Source organism: Parabacteroides sp. D25 (genome assembly GCF_000307475.1).
In the GTDB taxonomy this organism is placed as follows: domain Bacteria; phylum Bacteroidota; class Bacteroidia; order Bacteroidales; family Tannerellaceae; genus Parabacteroides; species Parabacteroides distasonis.
In genome coordinates this window covers 33,539-55,689 of the sequence record NZ_JH976500.1, presented here as the reverse complement: position 1 = coordinate 55,689, position 22,151 = coordinate 33,539, and the positions used below count along the sequence as shown (strand labels likewise).

Annotated in this window: 15 protein-coding genes; 4 read left to right on the top strand and 11 right to left on the bottom strand. The window is 45.8% G+C overall.

Going from position 1 to position 22,151, the window contains the following annotated elements; translation table 11 throughout:
* Nucleotides 1-8 precede the first annotated feature (8 nt).
* Genes HMPREF0999_RS00175 through HMPREF0999_RS00165 form a run of 3 tightly spaced genes read right to left on the bottom strand, consistent with a single transcriptional unit; the run spans nt 9 to nt 4,029 of the window.
* A complete protein-coding gene (locus HMPREF0999_RS00175; RefSeq protein WP_005858245.1) occupies nt 9-1,613 on the bottom strand; it encodes an NAD(P)/FAD-dependent oxidoreductase in 1,605 nt (534 codons plus the stop codon).
* Between the two features lie 13 nt (nt 1,614-1,626).
* Entirely contained in the window at nt 1,627-2,997 is a 1,371-nt protein-coding gene (gene radA, locus HMPREF0999_RS00170) for a DNA repair protein RadA (protein ID WP_005858247.1), read from the bottom strand.
* 33 nt (nt 2,998-3,030) lie between these two features.
* Nucleotides 3,031-4,029 carry an isoaspartyl peptidase/L-asparaginase family protein gene (locus HMPREF0999_RS00165; RefSeq protein WP_005858249.1) on the bottom strand — a complete coding sequence of 333 codons (999 nt, stop codon included), beginning with the start codon at nt 4,027-4,029 and terminating at the stop codon, nt 3,031-3,033.
* 133 nt (nt 4,030-4,162) lie between these two features.
* Between HMPREF0999_RS00165 and HMPREF0999_RS23100 the strand changes: the two genes are divergently transcribed.
* The gene (locus HMPREF0999_RS23100) at nt 4,163-4,297 is read left to right on the top strand and encodes a hypothetical protein (RefSeq protein ID WP_005858250.1); all 135 of its coding nucleotides are present in this window, start codon (nt 4,163-4,165) and stop codon (nt 4,295-4,297) included.
* Nucleotides 4,298-4,357: 60 nt separating this feature from the next.
* Here HMPREF0999_RS23100 and HMPREF0999_RS00160 read toward each other — a convergent pair whose 3' ends face one another.
* The gene (locus HMPREF0999_RS00160) at nt 4,358-6,664 is read right to left on the bottom strand and encodes a GH92 family glycosyl hydrolase (protein WP_005858252.1); all 2,307 of its coding nucleotides are present in this window, start codon (nt 6,662-6,664) and stop codon (nt 4,358-4,360) included.
* Between the two features lie 118 nt (nt 6,665-6,782).
* Between HMPREF0999_RS00160 and HMPREF0999_RS00155 the strand changes: the two genes are divergently transcribed.
* The gene (locus HMPREF0999_RS00155; protein WP_005858254.1) at nt 6,783-7,655 is read left to right on the top strand and encodes an arginase family protein; all 873 of its coding nucleotides are present in this window, start codon (nt 6,783-6,785) and stop codon (nt 7,653-7,655) included.
* Between the two features lie 68 nt (nt 7,656-7,723).
* Here HMPREF0999_RS00155 and tatC read toward each other — a convergent pair whose 3' ends face one another.
* A complete protein-coding gene (gene tatC / locus HMPREF0999_RS00150; RefSeq protein ID WP_005858256.1) occupies nt 7,724-8,551 on the bottom strand; it encodes a twin-arginine translocase subunit TatC in 828 nt (275 codons plus the stop codon).
* Nucleotides 8,552-8,557: 6 nt separating this feature from the next.
* Entirely contained in the window at nt 8,558-8,752 is a 195-nt protein-coding gene (locus tag HMPREF0999_RS00145; protein WP_005858259.1) for a twin-arginine translocase TatA/TatE family subunit, read from the bottom strand.
* A 139-nt stretch (nt 8,753-8,891) separates the two neighbouring features.
* Between HMPREF0999_RS00145 and fabD the strand changes: the two genes are divergently transcribed.
* Complete coding sequence (gene fabD / locus HMPREF0999_RS00140; protein ID WP_005858261.1) at nt 8,892-9,773, top strand: ACP S-malonyltransferase; 882 nt, start codon at nt 8,892-8,894, stop codon at nt 9,771-9,773.
* Between the two features lie 168 nt (nt 9,774-9,941).
* Nucleotides 9,942-10,748: an alpha/beta hydrolase gene (locus HMPREF0999_RS00135; RefSeq protein WP_005858263.1), complete on the top strand. Its 807-nt coding sequence runs from the start codon at nt 9,942-9,944 to the stop codon at nt 10,746-10,748.
* Nucleotides 10,749-10,824: 76 nt separating this feature from the next.
* Here HMPREF0999_RS00135 and HMPREF0999_RS00130 read toward each other — a convergent pair whose 3' ends face one another.
* The 5 genes from HMPREF0999_RS00130 to HMPREF0999_RS00110 all read right to left on the bottom strand — a co-directional run bounded on the left by HMPREF0999_RS00130 (nt 10,825) and on the right by HMPREF0999_RS00110 (nt 22,000).
* Nucleotides 10,825-12,744, bottom strand: a complete 1,920-nt coding sequence (locus HMPREF0999_RS00130) for a SusD/RagB family nutrient-binding outer membrane lipoprotein (protein ID WP_005858265.1) — start codon at nt 12,742-12,744, stop codon at nt 10,825-10,827.
* Nucleotides 12,745-12,785: 41 nt separating this feature from the next.
* Nucleotides 12,786-15,953 (bottom strand): SusC/RagA family TonB-linked outer membrane protein, encoded by a 3,168-nt coding sequence (locus HMPREF0999_RS00125; RefSeq protein WP_005858267.1) that lies wholly within the window; start codon nt 15,951-15,953, stop codon nt 12,786-12,788.
* 454 nt (nt 15,954-16,407) lie between these two features.
* Nucleotides 16,408-16,773, bottom strand: coding sequence for a hypothetical protein (locus tag HMPREF0999_RS00120; protein ID WP_005858269.1), 366 nt, complete (start codon nt 16,771-16,773; stop codon nt 16,408-16,410).
* A 109-nt stretch (nt 16,774-16,882) separates the two neighbouring features.
* A complete protein-coding gene (locus tag HMPREF0999_RS00115) occupies nt 16,883-18,838 on the bottom strand; it encodes a SusD/RagB family nutrient-binding outer membrane lipoprotein (protein ID WP_008779507.1) in 1,956 nt (651 codons plus the stop codon).
* A 15-nt stretch (nt 18,839-18,853) separates the two neighbouring features.
* Entirely contained in the window at nt 18,854-22,000 is a 3,147-nt protein-coding gene (locus HMPREF0999_RS00110) for a SusC/RagA family TonB-linked outer membrane protein (protein ID WP_009274809.1), read from the bottom strand.
* Between the last annotated feature and the right edge of the window lie 151 nt (nt 22,001-22,151).

The window sequence follows — 22,151 nt, the reverse complement described above, 5'->3', positions numbered from 1 at the left end:
CATTTTTCTTATTTATTGGATTCTAAATTATACACTCCTTCCGCACAACGTTCCCCGTCGATGGCAGCGGATACGATTCCTCCCGCATACCCCGCTCCCTCACCGCAAGGGAAAAGACCTTTTACCGTGACGTGTTGATAGGTATCCCGATCACGGACGATACGAACCGGAGCGGATGTACGGGTCTCTACGCCGATCATGGTTGCCTCGTTGGTCAAGAAGCCTCTAGAGACCTTACCGAAATAACGGAAACCTTCCCGCAGGCGACTGGTCACGAATTCCGGCATCCAAAAATGCAACGGAGAGGCCAGCAGACCCGGCGTATACGAGGAAACCGGTAAATCGAAAGAGTTCTTCTTCCGCATGAAATCATCCATGCGCTGGGCGGGAGCCGTTTGCTTCATGCCTCCATTCAACCAACAGACCTCTTCCAGACGTTCCTGAAAGGCCATCAACGCTAATGGGGAGTCCGCATCCACCTTCTCGCCATTCCGAAGATAAAGCTCCTCCTGCCCTACCAGTTCGGAATAATCTTCCGGACGGATCTCTACCACCATCCCTGAGTTAGACCAGCGGGAACCCCGGTTAGAAGGCGACATTCCATTTACCACGACCTGCTTAGGTCCGCTCGCCGCAGGAACTACGAAACCTCCCGGACACATACAGAAGGAATAGACGCCCCGGTTATTCGCTTGCGTCACAAAACTATACTCTGCCGCAGGAAGATATTTCCCACGACCTTCTTTCCGATGATACTGGATTTGGTCGATCAATTCCTGAGGATGTTCCAGACGAACACCGACTGCGATCCCTTTCGCCTCGATCTGGATCTGGCGTTCGTATAAATAGTTATAGACATCACGGGCGGAATGGCCGGTAGCTAAGATAACAGGCCCGTAAAAGCTCTTTCCCGTATTCGTCTCGATGCCGATCACCTCGTTCTCTTTCATGATAAAAGCATCCATACGGGTCTCGAAATGTACCTCACCTCCGCATCGCTTGATTTGCTCCCGGATATTCTCGATCACACGGGGGAGCTTATCGGTTCCGATATGCGGATGGGCATCCGCCAAGATAGAGGGACTTGCCCCAAACTGGCAAAAGATATTCAGTATCTTATCTACCGAGCCTCTTTTCTTGCTACGGGTATACAGCTTTCCATCAGAATAAGCGCCGGCACCGCCCTCACCAAAACTATAATTTGATTCTCCGTTCACCTTATGCTCACGACTGATCAAGGCGATATCTTTCTTGCGTTCCCGCACGTCCTTACCTCGCTCGACGATGATGGGGCGCAAACCTAACTCTATCAAGCGCAAGGCGGCGAACAGACCTCCCGGACCGGCTCCTACGACGATCACAGGTTTCCCTGCCGAGACATCTTTATACTCTATCAATTGATATTCCGGCTCGCTAGGCATCTCGTTCATGAAAACACGCAGTTTCACGTTGACAAATATCGTTCGCTGGCGTGCGTCTATCGAACGTTTCAATACACGTACGGCCCGGATATTTTTCGGAGCCTCACCCGTCTCACGGGCTACTACTTGCCTTAGCGATTGCTCATTAACAGCCTCTTCCGGCAATATCCTGAGTTGTAATTCTTTTATCATTGTTTATTATATATTAACCGAATAGTTGCCGAAAGGCTTCCTCCACTTTCTTTACCTGTACGATTTGAATCTTGCTCTTCGCCGTATCGAAACCTTTTAGATTATTATGCGGAATGATAATCCGGGAGAAACCCAGCTTCTCCGCCTCCAAGATACGTTGCTCAATACGGTTGACCGGACGGATCTCTCCGGACAAGCCCACCTCGCCAGCCATACAAACACCCGGCTCGATGCTGATATCCAAGCTAGAAGAAAGGATGGAACTGATTACCGCCAAATCGATAGCCGGATCATTCACTTTCAAACCTCCGGCGATATTCAGGAAAACATCTTTCTGGATCAACTTAAAACCCGCCCTTTTCTCCAATACTGCCAATAACATATTCATTCGGCGTAAATCGAATCCGGTGGCGCTACGTTGCGGCGTACCGTAAACCGCCGAGCTGACCAAGGCTTGCGTCTCGATCAAGAAAGGACGTACCCCCTCGATAGCGGCGGCGATGGCGACACCGCTCAGTCCCTCATGATTCTGGGTTAATAATAACTCGGATGGATTGCTGACCTCACGAAGCCCGTTCTGGCGCATCTCGTAAATCCCTAGTTCCGCCGTACTGCCAAAACGGTTCTTGATGCTCCGCAGGATACGATACATATAATGCTGATCGCCCTCAAACTGCAACACCGTATCCACGATATGCTCCAATACCTTCGGACCGGCGATACTGCCTTCCTTATTGATATGGCCGATCAATAAGACCGGGACACCGCTTTCCTTGGCGTATTTCAAGATAGCGGCACTACACTCACGTACTTGGGAAACACTGCCGGGGGAAGATTCCACGACTTCCGTAAAGATGGTTTGTATGGAATCTATGATCATCAAGTCCGGCTGGATATTGGCCGCTTGCGTAAAAATCTGTTCCAGATGCGTCTCGCATAGGATGAAACAGTTCGGATTATCATGCGATAATCGGTCCGCCCGGAGTTTCAACTGGCGACTGCTCTCCTCGCCCGAGACATATAGGGTTTTCAAGCCTGTCAAGCCCAACACGGTTTGCAAGACCAAGGTAGATTTTCCGATTCCCGGCTCTCCACCGATCAAGACCAAAGAGCCCTTCACCAAGCCTCCGCCGAGGACCCTATTTAATTCATCATCTTTTAAATCGATACGGGCCTCCTCTTCCGTCGTTATATCACGCAATAACACCGGACGGATCTTATTGCCCTCCATAATACCGGGAACTGGCCGCTTCACGGCAGGCTCCTTTGTTACGATCTCCTCTACATAAGTGTTCCACTCCCCACAATTCGGGCATTTACCCAGCCATTTCGGGGAATCAGCGCCACAGTTAGAGCAGACATATACGGTTTTTGTTTTCGCCATTCTATCCTGAATTTGGCGTAAAGATACAAAAAACTACTTTTCCCCTACCACAACGATCTTCTTTCCGATACCGCAGCCCTTCTTAATTTCCGGGCTACCTTTCTCCTTATACAAGAATCCGCGGAACATACCGCCACTGTTATAAGGCATGGCGATATTTCCTAGTTTATCCACGGCGATCAAGCCGCCGTTGCCGGCGTTCGTATTCAATTCCGTATGGATGATATAATCCGCCGCTTTCTCTACGCTTTCCTTAAGGTATTTATAGCGGGCACACACATCGAACGCTACCGCATGACGGATAAAATACTCGCCATGCCCCGTACAGGAGACGGCGCAACTGTTATTATCCGCATACGTTCCCGCCCCGATCACGGGCGAATCACCGATACGCCCCCAACGTTTCTTGAACATACCGCCGGTACTGGTCCCGGCCGTTAAGTTTCCTTGCTTATCCAGAACGACACAGCCTACCGTACCGTTCTTCTTACTTTCTTGCTTTAACTTCTCGATCCACTCCATCGTCTTGGGCGTAGCGAAATACATATTGTCTTCTACCATTTCCAAGCCTTGTTCCTTGGCGAACTCCTCAGCACCGGCTCCGCTCAGCATGACATGCGGAGATTTTGTCTTTACGGCATAGGCGGCATTGATCGGATGCTTCACGTGTTTTAAGCCAGCTACAGCGCCTGCGCTTAAATCCTTGCCTTCCATGATGGAAGCGTCCAACTCAAAAGTTCCCTCCACCGTACAGGTAGCACCAATTCCGGCGTTAAACAACGGATTTCCCTCGAAGTAATTGATTACGGCCATCACCGCTTCCGGCCCCTCGCCTCCCGCAGAAAGGACCTTATCTCCAATCATTAAAGCGGAGTCCAATGCGGCGTAATATTGAGCCGACTTAACCGGATCTTCCTCCAATCCGGCCATCGCCCCCGCACCACCATGTACCACGATTACATACTCCCGGTCTTGCGCAAAAGCAATGGATGACACCATCAAAGCCGTCAAGGCTATCATTTGTTTTAACATGCTATTATATTTAATCATTTATACAATGCTCAAAAATAGAACAAATATCTGAATTATCTTAGAGACATAGACTTATTTCCCGATTTTTATCCGTACATTTACCTCGAACGGTAATCTCTTAAATAATAACATTATGGAAGAATACATCGATTCTATCATAAGAGTGGGAAAGATATTGATCGGAAGCATAATGGTCGTGTTCGTACTCTGGTACATCGTAAAGGATATTGTCAAGGCTTATGGGAAAGATTCGCATGAACCGGATTAAAAAAAGTGCCGTGGCGATATGACCACGGCACTTCTCTTCATTATATCATAGAGAGCTATTTCATTCGTTCGTATACCATACCGGTCCCGGCTGGCTGCCCATGACGAACTCCAATGTCGCCCCGCTCATGATTTGCTCGTGGGTGATATAACTCTTATCATAAGGTTGTCCGTTCAGCTTCACGGATTGGATATAAATATTCTCCGCAGAGACCTCGGGAGCCAAAACCGTAAAGATCTTGCCATTGCCTACATGCATCTTCACCTCCGGGAACAACGGGGAACCGATCTCATATTGGCCGCTGATCGGATCAACCGGATAGAATCCCATGGCGCTGAACACAAACCAAGCGGACATCTGCCCACAGTCCTCATTACCGCAAATACCGTCCGGAGCATTCAGATACAAGTCATGTAATACCTGAGCCACGTATTTCTGGGTCTTCCAAGGCTGGCCGACCTTATTATATAAGTAGATCACATGATGGCTCGGCTCATTTCCATGCGCATATTGACCAATCATGCCTGTACTAAAGATAGGCAATTCCTCATCCGATTTGGGGACATAGGTAAACATACTATCCAATTTCTCGGCGAAACGTTCCTTACTTCCTACCAATCCGATCAAACCGTCCAGATCTTGCGGCACGGACCAGAAATATTGCCAACCATTGCTCTCGCAAATATCTTCCGTATAATCATCGGGGCTGAAATTAGCGGCAAAGTTTCCTTTCTCATCACGAGGCTGCATAAAGGAAGTTGCCGGATTGTACACATTATGATAATTCTGTGAACGTTTAAAGAATTCGTCGGCGATCTCTTTCTTACCCATCTTCTCAGCCATCTTAGCGATGCAATAATCATCGTAGGCATACTCCAAGGTCTTCGATAAAGACCAGTTCTCCCATTTTTTCGGATCGCTATAAGCCGGTACGTAGCCCAACTTCTTATAATCGCCGATACCCCGATAGTCATCCCGGTTGGCTGTCGCTATACAAGCCTCCAGCGCTTTCTCGGCATTGAAATCACCGATACCTTTCAGATAAGCGTCTACGATAACGGGCACCGCATGATAACCGATCATCATATTCGTTTCCCAGCCATAAAGGTTCCATAAAGGCAAAGCCCCGTTCTGCTCATAGAACTTCAAGAAACCCTTGATCATATCATTCGCCCGTTCCGGCTCCGTATACGTAAACAACGGATGGGAGGCACGGTAGGTATCCCATAAAGAGAAAGTAGAGTAATTCGTCCATCCGTCCGCTTTATGGATTTGCTGATCCGGGCCGTAATAAGAACCATCCACGTCGCTATAGATCGTCGGGGCGATCATGGAATGATACAAGGCCGTATAGAATTTCACCATATCGTCTGTATTCCGGCTCTTCACCTCAATCTTGGAAAGCTGTCGGTTCCAATTCGCGCTAGCCTGCGCTTGATAGTAATCGAAATCATCCTTCGGGGCTTCCGCACGCAAATTCTTTCCCGCTCCCTCCATGCTGACGCCAGAGATTCCGGTCGTGACAAGGATTTCCTCATCCTTCTTCGTATTGAAATCGAAACGGGCCACATAGGCCGTACCGATCCAACCTTTTTCCTTGGTCACGATAGAAGTCGTATCCATATGACAAGCCACGAAAGGCTTAGAGAAACGGGTCTCGAAATAAACATGCTGCAAGGGAGACCAGCCTTGGGATAGGCGGTATCCACGAATCGTCGTAGAGTCTACCACCTCGATCTTGGAATCCAAGGTAAAGTCCCAATTCATCGCCTTCTTCAAGTTCAAGAATACCGAAGCCTCGGCCTCCGGGAAGGTATACCGCTGGATACCGCAACGCTCGGTAGCCGTAAGCTCCACGTTAATGTTATAATCCTTCAGCAATACCCGGTAATATCCTGCGGAAGCCGCCTCGTCATTATGCGAGAACGTGGAATAGATTCCTAACGGCGCCGGGGCCTCTTTATAAGGACGGGTCACGGGCATAAAAGAGATATCGTATAAATCGCCTGCCCCCGTACCGGAAAGGTGCGTATGGCTAAAGCCGGCGATCGTCGTATCCGGATAGAAATACCCCGAGATGCGATCCCAACCCGGCAAACCGTTATCCGGGCTCAATTGTACCATACCAAAAGGAACTTGGGCTCCCGGGTAGGTATTGCCGGTAAAATCCGTACCGATCATGGGGTTCACATACTGCGAGTAATCCGCCTCCTGTTTCTTTTCAGGCGTGCAGGCCACGAGTGCCAGCAAAGAGACCGCCAATATAGACATGTGCTTCATGTTATGCAATTCGTTTTGAGTTTGAGCAAACATACATAAATTATTTCGAAAGAGAAACAGTTTACGGGGAAAACTTTCTATTTTCATCGGGGTGAAAATCTTTTTTCATTATGATGAGAATCTATTTTCATCAAGGAGAAAATCTTTTTTCATCAAGACGAGAATTCGGTGGAATCCTTTAACTTTGTACAAAAACTACGATAACATGGAAGATAAAACATCGACACTTCGTTTGATCTATCCCCAATGGCAAGGTGGGATCGTGAATCATTGGATGCCCGACCTTCCTGCGGACGACGCTTCCAGAGGGTATTACCTAGGAGCTCAATTACTCAATATCCTCGCTCCCCCAAGTCCCCAGAAAACCGTGGAAGTACCCATCTCACTAGATATAAACGATAGAGAAACGGATCTAGGGATCAGCGCCCGCAAGGTTATTCTGAAACAAACAAAAGCAGCCCTCGAATTACTGCACGAAAACGCTCCAGAAAAGATTGTCACCTTAGGGGGCGAATGTTCGGTAAGTGTCGTACCCTTCACCTATCTGGCTGCTAAATATCCGGATGATATAGCCATTGTCTGGATAGACGCACATCCGGATATAAACTTGCCGTATGACGAGTATAAGGGATATCATGCGATGGCCCTTACGGCCTGTCTAGGGATGGGTGATGAAGAGATTCTTCAATTATTACCGGGAAAGTTCAAGGTCTCGAATACCTTAATCGTAGGTTTACGCTCGTGGGATGAGGGCATGAAAGAACGGCAGAAGAACTTAGGTATAAAAGGTTTATCACCAGAGGAGGTGGCGAAGGATAGTTCCTCCATCCTCAAGTGGTTAAAAGGGACGGGCGCATCCAAAGTTGTCGTTCACTTCGATATGGACGTAATCGATCCGGCGGATATGATAGCGGGAGTCGGCGTAGAGCCTAACGGGATGAAAATAGACGAGGTCGTACGTGTTATCAACAATATAGCATCCAAGTATGATCTGGTAGGTCTTACGGTAGCCGAGCCGATGCCTCGTATAGCCATCAAGCTAAGGAATATGCTGGACCGGTTACCTTTATTGAAATAATAAAAAAAGACGTAGCCCTTAAACAGAGTTACGTCTTTTTTATATTACATTATTATAACTTTCGGGATTTATTCCTCATTATTATCTTCCTCATTCTCCTCGTCTTCTTCCTTTGGGGCTTTTTTCACGAAGAACGCACTCAACTCATACAAACCGTAGAGCGGTAAGAATACGATACTTAACGTAAACGGATCACTACTTGGAGTGATGAACGCCGCACCAACTAACAAGCCGACAACAGCATGCCGTCTGTATTTATGAAAGAACGAGCGGTTTAGCAGCCCTATCTGAGATAATAGCCAAGATACCAATGGCATCTCAAATACGATTCCCATCACGAATATCAACATCAAGAAGTTATCCATGTAAGAATCAAGGGATACCTGTTCCGTAATGGCGGCACTCAACTCGTAAGTCGCCAAGAAACGTAGTGTCATCGGGAACACCAAGAAATAACCCACTGAGCATCCGATAAAGAACATTATCGTTCCGAACAAGAATACCCAACGTACATTTTTCTTCTCATTTTCGTAAAGAGCCGGACTTACGAACTTCCAGATCTCCCACATCAAATAGGGGAAAGTCAATAATAACGCCAACCAGAAAGAACTTGTCATATGCGTGAAGAACTGGGAAGCCAGCTTGATATTGACAATGTTCACATGGAAAGTATCATTACAAAAGTCCGGGAGAAAAGAAAAATGAGAACTAATCTTACACATTTCCCGATAGACGATGAAATCGGAGCTACACGGGGCCATCACGACATTATCGAACAGCCACGGCATTACCGAGAACCCGGCTATAGCAAAAACAAAGAGCGCTAAAATAGAACGAAATAAAGTCCAACGAAGTTCTTCTAGGTGATCCCAGAATGACATTTCTTCTTGTTGCATCTTCCTTTACTTCTTTTCCGTATCGTCTAATTTGATATCGTCTTCCAATCCTTTTACACCGTCCTTGAAATTCTTCACGCCCTTACCGATACCTTTCATCAGCTCAGGAATTTTCTTACCACCGAAAAGCAATAACACAACAATGGCGATGATCACGATCTCGCCTGTACCTAAGTTTCCTAAAAATAGTAATTCATTCATGATATTATAATATTAGTCATTAATATTCTCGTTTCTATGGGGGCAAAGATACAATTTGTAATGAATAGTAGCCTCATTATTCCAAATTTATTACCTTTGCACCGTCTTAAAAAACTGAAATTAGAAAAAAATTAGAAAGATGAAAGCGTACGTATTTCCCGGTCAGGGGGCACAGTTCGTAGGTATGGGCAAAGACCTCTACGATAATAATCCTCTTGCTAAAGAGATGTTTGAGAAGGCTAACGAGATCCTTGGTTTCCGTATCACGGATTTAATGTTTGCCGGAACAGACGAGGATCTGAGACAAACCAAAGTTACTCAACCAGCGATCTTCTTACACTCTGTCATTCTCGCGAAAACATTAGGTGATCAATTCCAACCGGATATGACCGCAGGTCACTCATTAGGAGAATTCTCTGCCTTGGTAGCTGCCGGAGCATTGTCTTTCGAGGACGGCTTGGTATTAGTTTCCAAACGTGCCATGGCTATGCAAAAGGCTTGCGAGGCAACTCCCTCTACAATGGCCGCCGTATTAGCCTTGCCGGATGCGACGGTTGAGGAAATTTGCGCGAGCATCAAGGACGAGGTAGTGGTTTGCGCTAACTATAATTGCCCGGGCCAATTGGTAATCTCCGGCTCTATCCCCGGTATCGATCAGGCTTGCGAGAAGTTATTGGCCGCAGGCGCTAAGCGTGCCTTGAAGTTGAAAGTAGGTGGAGCGTTCCATTCTCCATTGATGGAACCAGCTCGTACTGAGTTGGCTGCCGCTATCGAGGCTACGACGATCAATAAACCTTCTTGCCCGGTTTACCAGAACGTAAGCACGAAAGCCGAGACTTGCCCGGAAACAATTAAGACTAACTTGATCGCACAGTTAACCGCCCCGGTACGTTGGACCCAAAGCGTACAGAACATGATCGCCGACGGTGCCACTCATTTCATCGAGTTAGGCCCGGGTGCCGTTCTTCAGGGATTAGTTAAAAAGATCAATAAGGAAATGACTACGGAAGGTATGCAATAATTTATCTTTCAATGTAATAGGATAAAAGTCCGAAAAGGATGGAGGGTGATTTTCCTCGTCTTTTCCGGACTTTTTTATATACGATGATGATTCGAAAAGATCTTGAATGCTAAACTAATCAAAGGCCAACGTTGTTTTATACTATAAACACAATTCAGAATATAGAAAATGGAAACAATACAACAGAAAAATAGGATTATCCTACTTTGGCCGGATGGAGCGCCCACTAGTAATGGATTGGCCGGCGTAGAATTGGAAGATGCCCCGAATGCCATATCCAATATATCGAACCCTTCCCTATTGGTTTATCCGGCGACGAAGCCGAATGGCAAGGCGATCTTGATGTGTCCGGGTGGCGGACTTTCCAAGATTTCGATCGGACATGAGGGGCGTGATATGGCCGCATGGTTTAACGCGCAAGGTATTACTTATGCCGTATTGAAATACCGGATGCCGAACGGACATAGGGAAGTTCCTCTGGACGATGTTCGCCAAGGTCTCCGCATCCTCCATAATTACTCGGAAGAGTGGAAGATTACGAAGGTCGGTGTCATGGGTGCCTCCATTGGCGGTTATATCGCCGGGCATGCCGCAATATTCGGGGTAGACGACGCACGTCCAGATTTCCAAATACTCCTTTATCCGGTTATCAGTATGCTACCTCATTTAACGCACCTTAAATCGAGGGAACGGCTATTAGGAGCGAATCCCACGCATGAGGAAGAGGAAGCTTTCTCTCTGGAATTGCACGTAAACGCACTGACACCTCCCGCCTTTATAGCGTTGGCTTCGGATGACGAGGCGGTTAGCCCGGAGAATAGCGTGCTTTATTATCTCGCTTTGCTAAAAAACAAGGTGTCCGCCTCCTTACATATTTACCCAAAAGGCGGCCATAGTTTTGGGTTCCGGGACAACTTCGTATACAAACGTCAATGGACTGACGAACTGGAGAAATGGCTAAGCACGATTGAGTAAATCTCAAAAAAACGGTGCCACACAAATAAATGCGTGACACCGAAAAAGTATATATAAAACAGACCAAGCAGGTTCGCTATTTAGCGTTCCACCAAAGTGGAGTAGTCGTCAAGTCCGGGCCGCCCAAAAGCTGGAGAGCTTGCGCATAACCCGCTTGATTATTCGTTTGGATATTCGCCGGATAACGATAACGTTTCGGGTAGAAATCCCAACGGCATTCCTTAGAGGTAGCGACCGTCAAAGGAACTTGATTCAATGGGTTGTAATCCTTCTCTACCGCTTGGTTCTCGAAGAAAGGAAGACCTAAACGACGATGATCGCTCCAAGCCTCTTCCGGCAACCAAGGAACTTGCGCTATATATTTCTGGGTGATAATCTTCGTAAGGGCGTCATTATTATAAGCGCCATTCCGATAGATCGAGTTATGGGGATATTCATACGTACGGCTTTTTACCTCCTTCGTATAGGGGTCCGTATAACGGATCGTATATGATTTCGCCTCTGTCGTATGGTCGAAAGCGACGGAAGTACCTACACGGTTGTATTTCTGAGACGATAGGTAATCACCGACTTGGCTCAATAAGCCATGATACTCAAAACTAGCCGTAACACCAGACTCATAATTGGATTTAGCCGTTCCCGGAACTTTCCAGCCTTTCACCGCAGCCTCCGCCAATAAGAAGTAACTTTCCCACGGGCCGAAGAAGACACGCTTATTGGTGCTCATTCGATATTGTTTCGATATAGAGGGATAATTATAATTCTTACCTGTCAGCTCACTTACCAGACCGGCTTTCACGTCCCATTCTCCGGCGACCCAAGTGCCCCACGTATATTTCGGATCGATCGTCAACATATTCTGGGTATTATCCGCCGGATTCTTCAAGTGAACCGGCTTCACCTCGCTGGCCGCACCGATATAATCGGAATAAACCACACCATCATCCCAGCCCACTACACTAAACAACTTCGGGGCACGGGGATCTACATATTGAGGTATACCGTCGAAATAGAAACCGGCGCACGGATCATTCGTCGTCAGCGGGAAGTGCTGGTTCAAATATAAACCTTGATAATCGTATGGATTCTTCAAATGGCTTTTTAAGGAGTCCGGCAACGGAAATTCCTGTCCACCCAAACCAACTACCAAGTTCTTAAACGTCACGGACATCGCCTGCCCATTCCAAGGACGAGACATCACGCTCGTCAGCTCATCCCAACCCTCTTTCTCCTGCACGGAAGCGATATCGGTTGGCTCGGAAATAAATGTCTTAGAGGCGGCATCCTCAAATTCCGCTTTCGCTAAGGCAGGATCGACAGCCGAGATACGCATCGCCAAACGCATACGCAAGGAGTTGGCGTACTTCTTCCATTTCGCAACATTTCCCGCATAGAAAGCATCCTCGTTAGCCATAGCGGACATATCCAAGGAGGGGTCCAACGCAGACTCAGCTTCCCGTAACTCTTTCAATATAAATTGATAGATAGCCTCTACACTATCGTACTCAGCCGGTACACCGGAGAAAGCGGCTAACGCTGGGATCGGCCCGAAACCGTCAGCGACTTCCGAGTTCAAGTAAGCACGCCAGATACGGGACATCTGGATTACGTTCTTATAATAGGGATAGGTATCCGCCTCCCCATTGGCAACCATCCGCTCTCCCAGCTGGATCGCTTTGGTCACTTGATTCAGCCAACCTACGGCGTAATCATTACTCAAGTAGATCGTACTATAATCATTGTTATCCGTACCGATCGTAAAACCACTTCCCCTATTGAAACGGGAAGCACGGTCCCAGTACAAGATAAAGATACGCTCGGCTATCTCTGGGTTCATCTGGTCTCCCATGATAGAGGCATTCAGGAACCATTGGGGCTTCACCTTATCCTCTCCCACAAGATTCGGGTCCTCATTGATCTCCTGAAAGTCATTACAGGAAGAAAGAAGAGCAGCCACCGATACCAATCCGGTAAAAAGTATATTTCTTGTTTTCATCTTCATCATTTTTATCGTAATTCAAATTATCATGTATTCCATTAGAATCCCACGGTTACGTTAAACGTATAGGAACGACTGGTCGGCGCAGCTCCATTCTCGAATCCGGTAGCGTTGGTATTCGTGGCGGCAACAGACTCGGGGTCGATACCCGGCAAGTTATAATGGATCATCCAAACATTGTTACAAGTAGCGGATAGACGTACACGCTGAAAAGGCGTTTTCTTCAACATCTGTCGATTGAACTCGTAGCCAAAGGTGATATTACGCAAACGGACATTGGTGGCGCTATAGGTATAAACCTCTGGTAAACCATAATTTCCGGTAGACCCAATACGCTCCCAATAGTTCTGGGGAGTGACGGCGACCGTATTCTCCGCATAACCACTACCCTGTTGAACCACGGTATTCGGTACCACGAATTCGGCACGATCACCATTCACCACTGTTCCGGCGGCGTTACCCCGGGTATACAGGTTGGAGGCTGTCGCCGAATAGATGCTACCACCGATACGGAAGTCTATCAAGAAGCTCAGGTTAAAACCTTTATAAGAGAAATTATTGGTCCAACCCATCATCCAATCCGGACTCTGGTTTCCTACTTTCGACTTCTCGGTAGAGATCAAAGGCAAACCATCATCACCTACGACGATCTTTCCATAGTGAGGACTATTCTCATCGGTCACACGCATAAAGGTCTGCCCGTAGATCTCACCATAATAACCACCTACCGGAGCTACGATCTGGATAGCGTCGAACGTCTTTATATCATATAGATTCACGCCCTCGTATAATTCTTTGATCTTATTCCGGTTCAAGGAGAACTGCGCCGTAGAGCTCCAGCTCAATCCGGCGGGATTGTCTAGAATCGTACCGTTCAAGGAGATCTCCAAACCCTCGTTCTGAATGTTACCTGCGTTAATCTTACGGGAAGCATAGCCGGAGAACGGATCCATCGGTAAATCCAGTAACTGGCGGGTAGCGTTGGATTTATACCAAGCGGCATCCAAGCCCAATCGGTTATTGAAGAAACGGATATCGAAACCGGCCTCCCATGATTTAATCAACTCGCTACGTACGTCCGAGTCGTAAAGTACCTTACCCGGTTTCGCCGTCGTATTCCCGTTGGGGTCCTTGCCTACAGAGTAGAAGTTATATAATTGATACGGATCCAAGTCGTTACCTACCTCAGCGAAGGAGGCACGTACCTTAGCGAAAGAGAACCAATCCGGCATGCTTCCGCCAATCTTCGGCAACATATCTGAGATCACAAGCGATAAACTGACAGATGGATAGAAATAAGAGCGGTTGGCTTTCGACATCGTAGACGACCAATCGTTACGTGCCGTAACATCCAAGAACAGATAACCATCCCAGTTCAACTGCAACGACCCATACAAGGAATTCATACGACGGCGGATCAACTCGGAAGTGACTGTCGGCTTATTCACGCCATTATTCAGCGAGAACAAGTTCGGCACCAACAACTCTCCGGCAGAAGCGTTCATCTTATTACGCTGCTGGAGCATCAAGTTACCACCGAAAGTAACGAAGCCTCCCAGCCGATCGATCAAGTTATCCTTCCGGGCCGTAGCCAAGAAACTGAAGTTATTCTCATAGAAGGTCTCCGATCCCTCGGTATACAGACCTCTCGGACTGGTATTACCACCGGCATATACTTTCTCGCTCTTCGTCGTGGTATAATAATCCGTACCACCTCTCAACTCAATATCGAACCAATCGGTCGGGGCATATTTCAAGGAGATATTTCCTAACAAACGGTTACGGGTATCCTCGTTCTGGCGATAACGGGTCACCCAATAAGGGTTCTCCTGCGGATTCTTGGAGGCGTCATACCAAATCATATTGCCTTGCTCATCCACGTCATCCTCAAATTCGCGGATATTCAAGGAACGAGGCAGGTTATAGATCGTATTGAAAGCGTTCGAGGGATTCACGCCCTGAATCGGGCGGTTATGCGCGTTTTGATTGATATAATTCACCTTGGCATCTACTTTCCACTTTTCCGCCTCATCCAAGAAAGTGGTGGCACGCAAGGTAATATTCGTCTTGTTTAGTTTTGAGCGTGGGGTGATACTAGCATCGTCGGAACGGTTTACGGAGGCGAATACCGCCGTACCCTTTATGTTCTGCTGGAAGCTGACACCCTCGTTAAAGGAGGTTCCGGTGCGGAAAAAAGCGTCGATATTATCATAAGTATGCAGAGGGATTTGGTTGCCTCTCCAATCGGTTACCATTTGTCCCATGGCTTTCGGTCCCCAGCTAAGGCGGGATTGGTTATCGTAAACGCCCACGGAGCCTTGTCCGAAGTCGTTCTGTAAATCAGGTTTCAGGAAAATCGTCTCGGCGGTGATACCGGCGTTGATCGTAATACCGAGTCCCTCGTTCTTACGTCCGGACTTGGTAGTGATCAAGATCACGCCGTTACCGGCACGTGAGCCATAAAGGGCGGCGGCGGAAGCACCCTTCAATACCGTCATGGACTCGATATCTTCCGGGTTGATATCCGAAAGGCCGTTACCCATGTCCGCTCCGGAGTTACCCCATACATCATCCACGCCACCGGTGAAGTTATCCATCGGGGTACCGTCTACGACGATCAAGGGCTGGTTGCTACCCGTCAAGGAGTTGTTACCACGAAGTACGATCTTAGAAGACCCTCCTACGCCATTGCTTGAACGGACGATCTGCAAACCGGAAACCTTACCGGAAAGGGAGTTCGCCAAGTTCGGCTCACGGGAGGCCAAGAGGTCATCCCCTTTCAACTCCTGCATGGCATAACCCAAGGCTTTCTTATCCCGTTTCATACCCAAGGCGGTCACCACCACCTCATCGAGTTTCTGGGTATCTTCCACGAGTTTAACCGTAATCTCGGACTGGCCAGTATACGGGATGTCTTGCGAGGTATAACCGATAAACGATATCTGTATGATATCCCCTTTCTTCACGTTATCCAAGGTAAAATGTCCGTCCAAGTCGGTCATAGTACCATTGGTAGTTCCTTTCACGATTACGGACGCCCCGGTAACGGGTCCTAAGGCATCCTCAACTATTCCCGACACCTTTGCGTTTTGCTGTGAAATGTCAACCCTCGGAATCCCGGACATAGGCGTGGCGTATAAGTTTCCCGAGAACCCAAGCGCCCCTACCAACAGGATTAAGCTGACTGGTCTGAATCTTTTCAACATAACTACTGTTTTTTGTTTATTTTTCTAGACAATGTTTTAGTTTTTGCGTCAACAAATGTCATTTATCCTGTATAAACATAAAAAGGGCAGATATGTTTTGAGTTTAACATATACAAGAGGTAACTGGTGAGGATACCGCAACTACTCTCTCCTTACAGACAAAACGAATAAGAGTTATCCTTACTAACATCCATAAAAAATTGATTTACAGAAATTTTAACCAAACCGTAAAAGAGGCAGGAAGCCGTTAGTTATTCACTTCAGAAGCCAATAAAAGTTCCAGTTTACCCATACAAATCATCACCACAAAAAAAAGAAGGCGTACCGACATTTACATCGATACGCCCTTTTCTCGTAAGAATATTATTCTCTATAATTTCCGAATCAGTTACAATACAAAGTTGTCAAAAGACAAGAAAAGACAAGAAGTAGATATCTTTATTTCCTATAAAGTCTAATAAGCATGAATAGTAATCGTCAGCACATCACCATTCTTGTCTGTGACACAAAAAACAGCCGAGTCCCCTTTACTTGCACTCTGTGTCCAAATTAACGCAAAACGTCCAGACCCACCGGGATTAAATTGAATATAGTCACTTCCACTCATTTTTTGCCACAAGAAATCTCCAGTAGAAGGTTGAGTAAAACGAATTTCCACTGATTTCCCAGCTTCAATACCAATTGAATTACTAGTCCTAGGTTCTCCATCCGCAAAAAGCGCTAGATTACCACTGTCTTTTACATAATAACCATCTATTTGGGCATTGCAAAAAACACTAATTGTTCCAAATAAAAACAATACCATTAATAACTTTCTCATAACTGTAAAATTTAAAAGTTTAACATTAAAAACATAAATCCTCACGTTGAATGATGATACATCCCAACGTGAGGATTCCTATTATTTTGCAGTAAAAATACTATTCATATTATTTCATATTCCACCACAAAGAAGTTGTCGTCATGTTCGGACCACCAAGTCTTTCTAAAGCTTGGTTATACCCTTCCAAGTTATTGGTTTGAAGAACTGCCGGGTAACGAAGACGCTTCGGGTAGAACTCTACTTTACATTCCTTGCAAGTAGCAGGAGTTAACAACACTTGGTTAGTTGGATTGTAAGCAGCCTCTACAGCTTGATTCTCGAAGAACGGCAAACCTAAACGACGGTGATCAGACCACACTTCCAAAGGCAACCAAGGATTCTGAGCGATGAACTTCTGCGTAATGATCTTAGTCAATGCATCATTATTATACTGACCATTCTTATAGATCGTATTTTTAGGATACTCATAAGTCGTTGTCTTATTCTGTTTCGTATATGCATCGTAATAGTTGATCGTATAAGCCTTAGCCTCTACCGTATGATCGAAAGCTACAGATGTTCCTACACGGTTATAAGCCTTAGATTGCAAATATTCTAAGAGTTTATCGGAAACACCGTTATATTCAAAACTAGCGGCGATACCTTTCTCATAATTATCCTTTGCGCTACCCGGAACATTCCAACCATAAACCGCAGCTTCCGCTAACAAGAAATAACTTTCCCACGGGCCAAACCATACACGTTTGTTCGTGCTATGACGGAACTTATCAGCCAAAGAAGGGAAGTTGTAGTTATAACTTGTATAGTCACCAACTAAACCGGCCTTATCGTTCCAGTTTCCGGCAACAACGGTCGTCCAAGAATATTTCATGGGAAGTTTTACTTCCGGCGCGGAAACTTTTTGTCCGGTCAGCACATCCGTATAATCTCCCGCAATCAATGTTATCTCATCCTTTACCTCGGAAGCGGCACCTATATAAGAAGGATAAACCACTCCGTCATCATACCCCGGAATGCTATACAACTGAGGCGCACGAGGATCGATATATTGTGGGATACCATCGAAAAAATAGCCCGCACAAGGATCATTTGTGGTTGTTGGGAAATGCAGGCTGACATTCTGGCCTAAGTAAGTATAAGGATCTTTCAAATTGGATTTCAACTCATCAGGAACAGGAAATTCCACACCGCCTAGTCCCACTACGAGATTATTGAAAGTAGTAGACATCGCTTGGTTATTCCAAGTTCTTGTCATGACACCTGTATACGGATCCCATCCATCTTTCTCCGCAACCTGGGCGATATCATCCATAGAGGCGATAAACTCACCCTTGGCAGCATCCTCAAACTCAGCTTGCGCCAAAGAAGGATTGACCGCAGTCAAACGCATCGCTAGACGCATACGCAAAGAGTTTCCATACTTTTTCCATTTCTTTATGTCACCACCAAAAAACGGATCATATTTGGACATCGCACTCATATCAATGCTCTCATCCAAAGAAGCGACCGCCTCTTTCAACTCTTTCAATATATAGGTATAGATATCCTCCACCTTATTATATTCTCCAGGAACACCGGTAAAAGCAGATAACGCCGGTATCGGGCCAAAGTTATCAGACAATTCAGAGTTCAAATAAGCTCTCCAAATACGAGCCATATTCGGGATATTCCGATAATAAGGATAGGCATTATCCACATCTAATTTGATTTTCTCCTCTCCGACCTCTATCGCTTGATTCGCCTTATTCAACCAACCTACGCCATACGAGTTCGAAGTCAAGTATAATCTATTATAGTCATCATTATCCGTACCGATTGCGAAACCGCTACCCCGATCAAAACGAGCAGCCCGCTTCCAATACAAAATAAAAATACGTTCTGCTATTTCAGGGTTCATTTGAGCATCTCCAATGGAGCCATTCAAGAACCATTCCGGTTCCACTTGCTCCAAATCAGCCTTATTCGGGTCTTTGTTGATATCCTCAAAGTCATTACAACTTGTAACCGTTGTCAATGAAGCGACCGCCAAGGCTCCTAATATAATGATATTTTTCGTTTTCATATTATCTCCTTTCTATTAGAATCCTACAGTTAAATTAAATGTATAAGAACGATTTGTAGGCGCGCCACCATTCTCGAATCCTACCGCATTCGTATTTGTAGCTGCCACAGATTCAGGATCGATACCCGGCAAATGAGAAACAATCATCCATACGTTATTACAAGTCGCGGACAGACGCAACTTTTGGAACGGGGTTTTCTTCAACAAATTCTTATTGAACGTATATCCTAAAGTAATATTTCTCAAACGGATATTCGTAGCGTCATACGTAAACACCTCCGGCAAACCATAGTTTCCTGAAGAAGCGATACGCTCCCAATATCTTTGAGGCGTAACAGCGACATCATTCTTCACATACTCATCACCTTTTTTCATGATTGAGTTTGGAACCACGAAATCAGCACGATCACCATTCACGACCGTTCCGGCAGCGTTACCATTCTTATGCAAAGAAGAAGTCGTCGCCGAGTAAATCTCACCACCTATACGGAAGTCGATCAAGAAACTCAAATCAAAACCCTTATAAGAGAAATTATTCGTGAGACCAAGCATCCAATCCGGGTTCTGATTACCAATCAACTCTTTATCTGTCGTAATCAAAGGAAGACCATCTTCACCTACCACGACCTGCCCATTGTGGCGAACAAATTTCTGTCCATAAATATCACCATATTTACCACCTTCGGTAGCGGCAATCTGTAAGACATCCACAGTCTTGATATCATAGACAGTCACCCCTTCGGTTAATTCCAAGATCTTACTTCTATTCAAAGAGAAATGAGCTTGCGCATCCCAGTTAAACCCATTAGCAGTCTGCATAATAGCACCATTCAACGAAAGTTCGAAACCTTGGTTCTGGATATTACCCGCATTCACTTTTCGAGATTCATATCCGGAAAAAGCATCCATCGGAATATTCAGCAACTGATTGGTCGCATTTGTCTTATACCAAGCGGCATCAATACCAAAACGGTTATTGAAGAAACGTAAGTCGGCACCAACCTCCCAAGACTTGATCAACTCACTCTTAACCGAAGAGTCAAACAAGGTACTTCCGGCAGAAGCCATACTATTACCATTAGCATCCTTAGAAATTGTATATACATTATATAACTGATAAGGATCCAAATCATTACCTACCTCAGCGAAAGAAGCACGCACCTTCGCGAAACTAAACCAATCAGGCATACTTCCTCCGTTTTTCTGTACCATATCAGAGATTACAGCAGATAAGCTAACAGAAGGATAGAAATAAGAACGATTCTCTTTTGACATAGTGGATGACCAGTCATTACGTGCCGTAACATCCAAGAACAACCAACCATCCCAGTTCAACTGGAGAGATCCGTACAAAGAGTTCATTTTACGCTGGGTCAAAGAAGATGTAATAGAAGGTTTATCAACACCATTATTGACATCAAACAAATCAGGAACCAACAACGTTCCCGCACTTGCATTCATTTTGGTACGTTTCTGCTGCATGATGTTACCACCAAATGTAACAAAACCACCCAATTTGCTGATCAAATCATCCTTACGCACCGTAGCCAAGAAGCTAAAGTTATTCTCATAGAATGTCTCAGAACCTTCAGAATAGCTACCTTCCGGCTTCGTATTACCTCCTGAATATAACTTTTGAGTAGTCGTGGTAGTATAATAGTCAGTACCTCCTCTCAGCTCGATATCAAACCAATCCGTAGGAGCATATTTTAAAGAAGCATTTCCTAAAATACGATTACGCGTATCGTCGTTCTGACGGTATTGAGTTACCCAATAAGGGTTCTCCTGTGGACTATTACTTTTATCATACCAAACCATTTTCCCTTGATCATCCACACAGTTCTCAAAATCAAGAACATTCAAAGAGCGAGGCAAATTATAAACGGTTGAAAATGCGTTGGATGGGTTTATACCAATGATCGGACGATTATGGGCGTTTTGGTTTACATAGTTCACCTTCGCATCCACCTTCCATTTCTTAGCCTCATCCAAAAATGAGGTAGCACGTAACGTTAAATTCGTCTTATTCAGACTTTGCTCTGGGGTTACACCCGAGTCATCTTGGCGATTGAAAGAAAAGAACATAGAGGTTCCATTCACATCTTGCTGGAAACTTACGCCTTCATTGAAAGAGGTACCTGTACCAAAGAAAGCGCCAATATTGTCATAAGCGGCCATTGGCACTTGACGTCCGTCATACGTAGTAATAGTCTGTCCTTCAATCCTCGGACCCCAGCTCAGATTGGTTTGGTCATTGTAAGCACCAACAGAACCCTGTCCGAAAGAACTTTGCAGTTCCGGCAACATAAAAGGAGTATCCGCCGTAACTCCAAAGTTCACATTGATACCCAGACCATCATTCTTCTTTCCTGATTTCGTCGTAATCAAGATAACACCATTACCGGCACGAGAACCGTAAAGAGCGGCAGCGGAAGCACCTTTCAATACAGACATAGACTCGATGTCTTCTGGATTGATATCCGAAAGACCGTTACCCATATCCGTACCGGAGTTACCCCAAGCATCATCTACACCACCGGTGAAGTTATCCATCGGAGTACCATCTACAACTACCAACGGCTGATTAGAACCGGTCAAAGAGTTCGCACCACGAAGTACAATCTTCGAAGAACCGCCTACACTACCACTAGAACGAACGACCTGCAAACCGGAAACCTTACCGGACAACGCATTGGCGATATTGCTCTCGCGAGAATCCAGCAAAGCGTCTCCCTTCAACTCTTGCATCGCATAACCCAAGGACTTCTCAGATCGCTTCATGCCTAAGGCCGTAACCACGACCTCATCCAATTTCTGGGTGTCTTCCGCTAATTTGATAACGCCTACCGGTTGGCCGGTATACGTAATTTCCATGGTGGAGTAACCAATGAATGAGATTTGGATTACATCACCATTCTTGACACCTTCCAAGGTGAAATTACCGTCCATATCGGTAATCGTACCATTGGTCGTGCCTTTCACGACAACTGACGCTCCGGTCACTGGGCCGAAATCATCTTCCACTGTACCTGTTACTTTCCCGTTTTGCTGGGAGATAGAGGTACCTTGCTCAACAGGTGCGATGTTGGCATACATGCTTCCCGAGAAGCATAACGCACCCGCACATAGAATTAAGCTGACAGGTTTAAAGTTTTTCAACATAACTGATGGTTTTATTGATAAATAATTAGACAATGTCTTGGCGAAACATTTGTCTTTTAAAATTATTCACATACATACACTCACTCCTGAGTTCTAGCGTAATTAAGTTCAAATAAAAAATGGGCTAACTATCGGAGTCCTACATGAACTT

Excerpts from the sequence above, each read along its gene's own strand:
- HMPREF0999_RS00120 (WP_005858269.1), bottom strand. The coding sequence starts at position 16,773 with ATGAGAAAGTTATTAATGGTATTGTTTTTATTTGGAACAATTAGTGTT.
- HMPREF0999_RS00135 (WP_005858263.1), top strand. The coding sequence starts at position 9,942 with ATGGAAACAATACAACAGAAAAATAGGATTATCCTACTTTGGCCGGAT.
- HMPREF0999_RS00125 (WP_005858267.1), bottom strand. The coding sequence starts at position 15,953 with ATGTTGAAAAGATTCAGACCAGTCAGCTTAATCCTGTTGGTAGGGGCG.
- HMPREF0999_RS00145 (WP_005858259.1), bottom strand. The coding sequence starts at position 8,752 with ATGAATGAATTACTATTTTTAGGAAACTTAGGTACAGGCGAGATCGTG.
- fabD (WP_005858261.1), top strand. The coding sequence starts at position 8,892 with ATGAAAGCGTACGTATTTCCCGGTCAGGGGGCACAGTTCGTAGGTATG.
- tatC (WP_005858256.1), bottom strand. The coding sequence starts at position 8,551 with ATGCAACAAGAAGAAATGTCATTCTGGGATCACCTAGAAGAACTTCGT.
- HMPREF0999_RS00110 (WP_009274809.1), bottom strand. The coding sequence starts at position 22,000 with ATGTTGAAAAACTTTAAACCTGTCAGCTTAATTCTATGTGCGGGTGCG.
- HMPREF0999_RS00155 (WP_005858254.1), top strand. The coding sequence starts at position 6,783 with ATGGAAGATAAAACATCGACACTTCGTTTGATCTATCCCCAATGGCAA.
- HMPREF0999_RS00160 (WP_005858252.1), bottom strand. The coding sequence starts at position 6,664 with ATGAAAATAGAAAGTTTTCCCCGTAAACTGTTTCTCTTTCGAAATAAT.
- HMPREF0999_RS00165 (WP_005858249.1), bottom strand. The coding sequence starts at position 4,029 with ATGTTAAAACAAATGATAGCCTTGACGGCTTTGATGGTGTCATCCATT.
- HMPREF0999_RS00115 (WP_008779507.1), bottom strand. The coding sequence starts at position 18,838 with ATGAAAACGAAAAATATCATTATATTAGGAGCCTTGGCGGTCGCTTCA.
- HMPREF0999_RS00130 (WP_005858265.1), bottom strand. The coding sequence starts at position 12,744 with ATGAAAACAAGAAATATACTTTTTACCGGATTGGTATCGGTGGCTGCT.
- HMPREF0999_RS23100 (WP_005858250.1), top strand. The coding sequence starts at position 4,163 with ATGGAAGAATACATCGATTCTATCATAAGAGTGGGAAAGATATTGATC.
- radA (WP_005858247.1), bottom strand. The coding sequence starts at position 2,997 with ATGGCGAAAACAAAAACCGTATATGTCTGCTCTAACTGTGGCGCTGAT.
- HMPREF0999_RS00175 (WP_005858245.1), bottom strand. The coding sequence starts at position 1,613 with ATGATAAAAGAATTACAACTCAGGATATTGCCGGAAGAGGCTGTTAAT.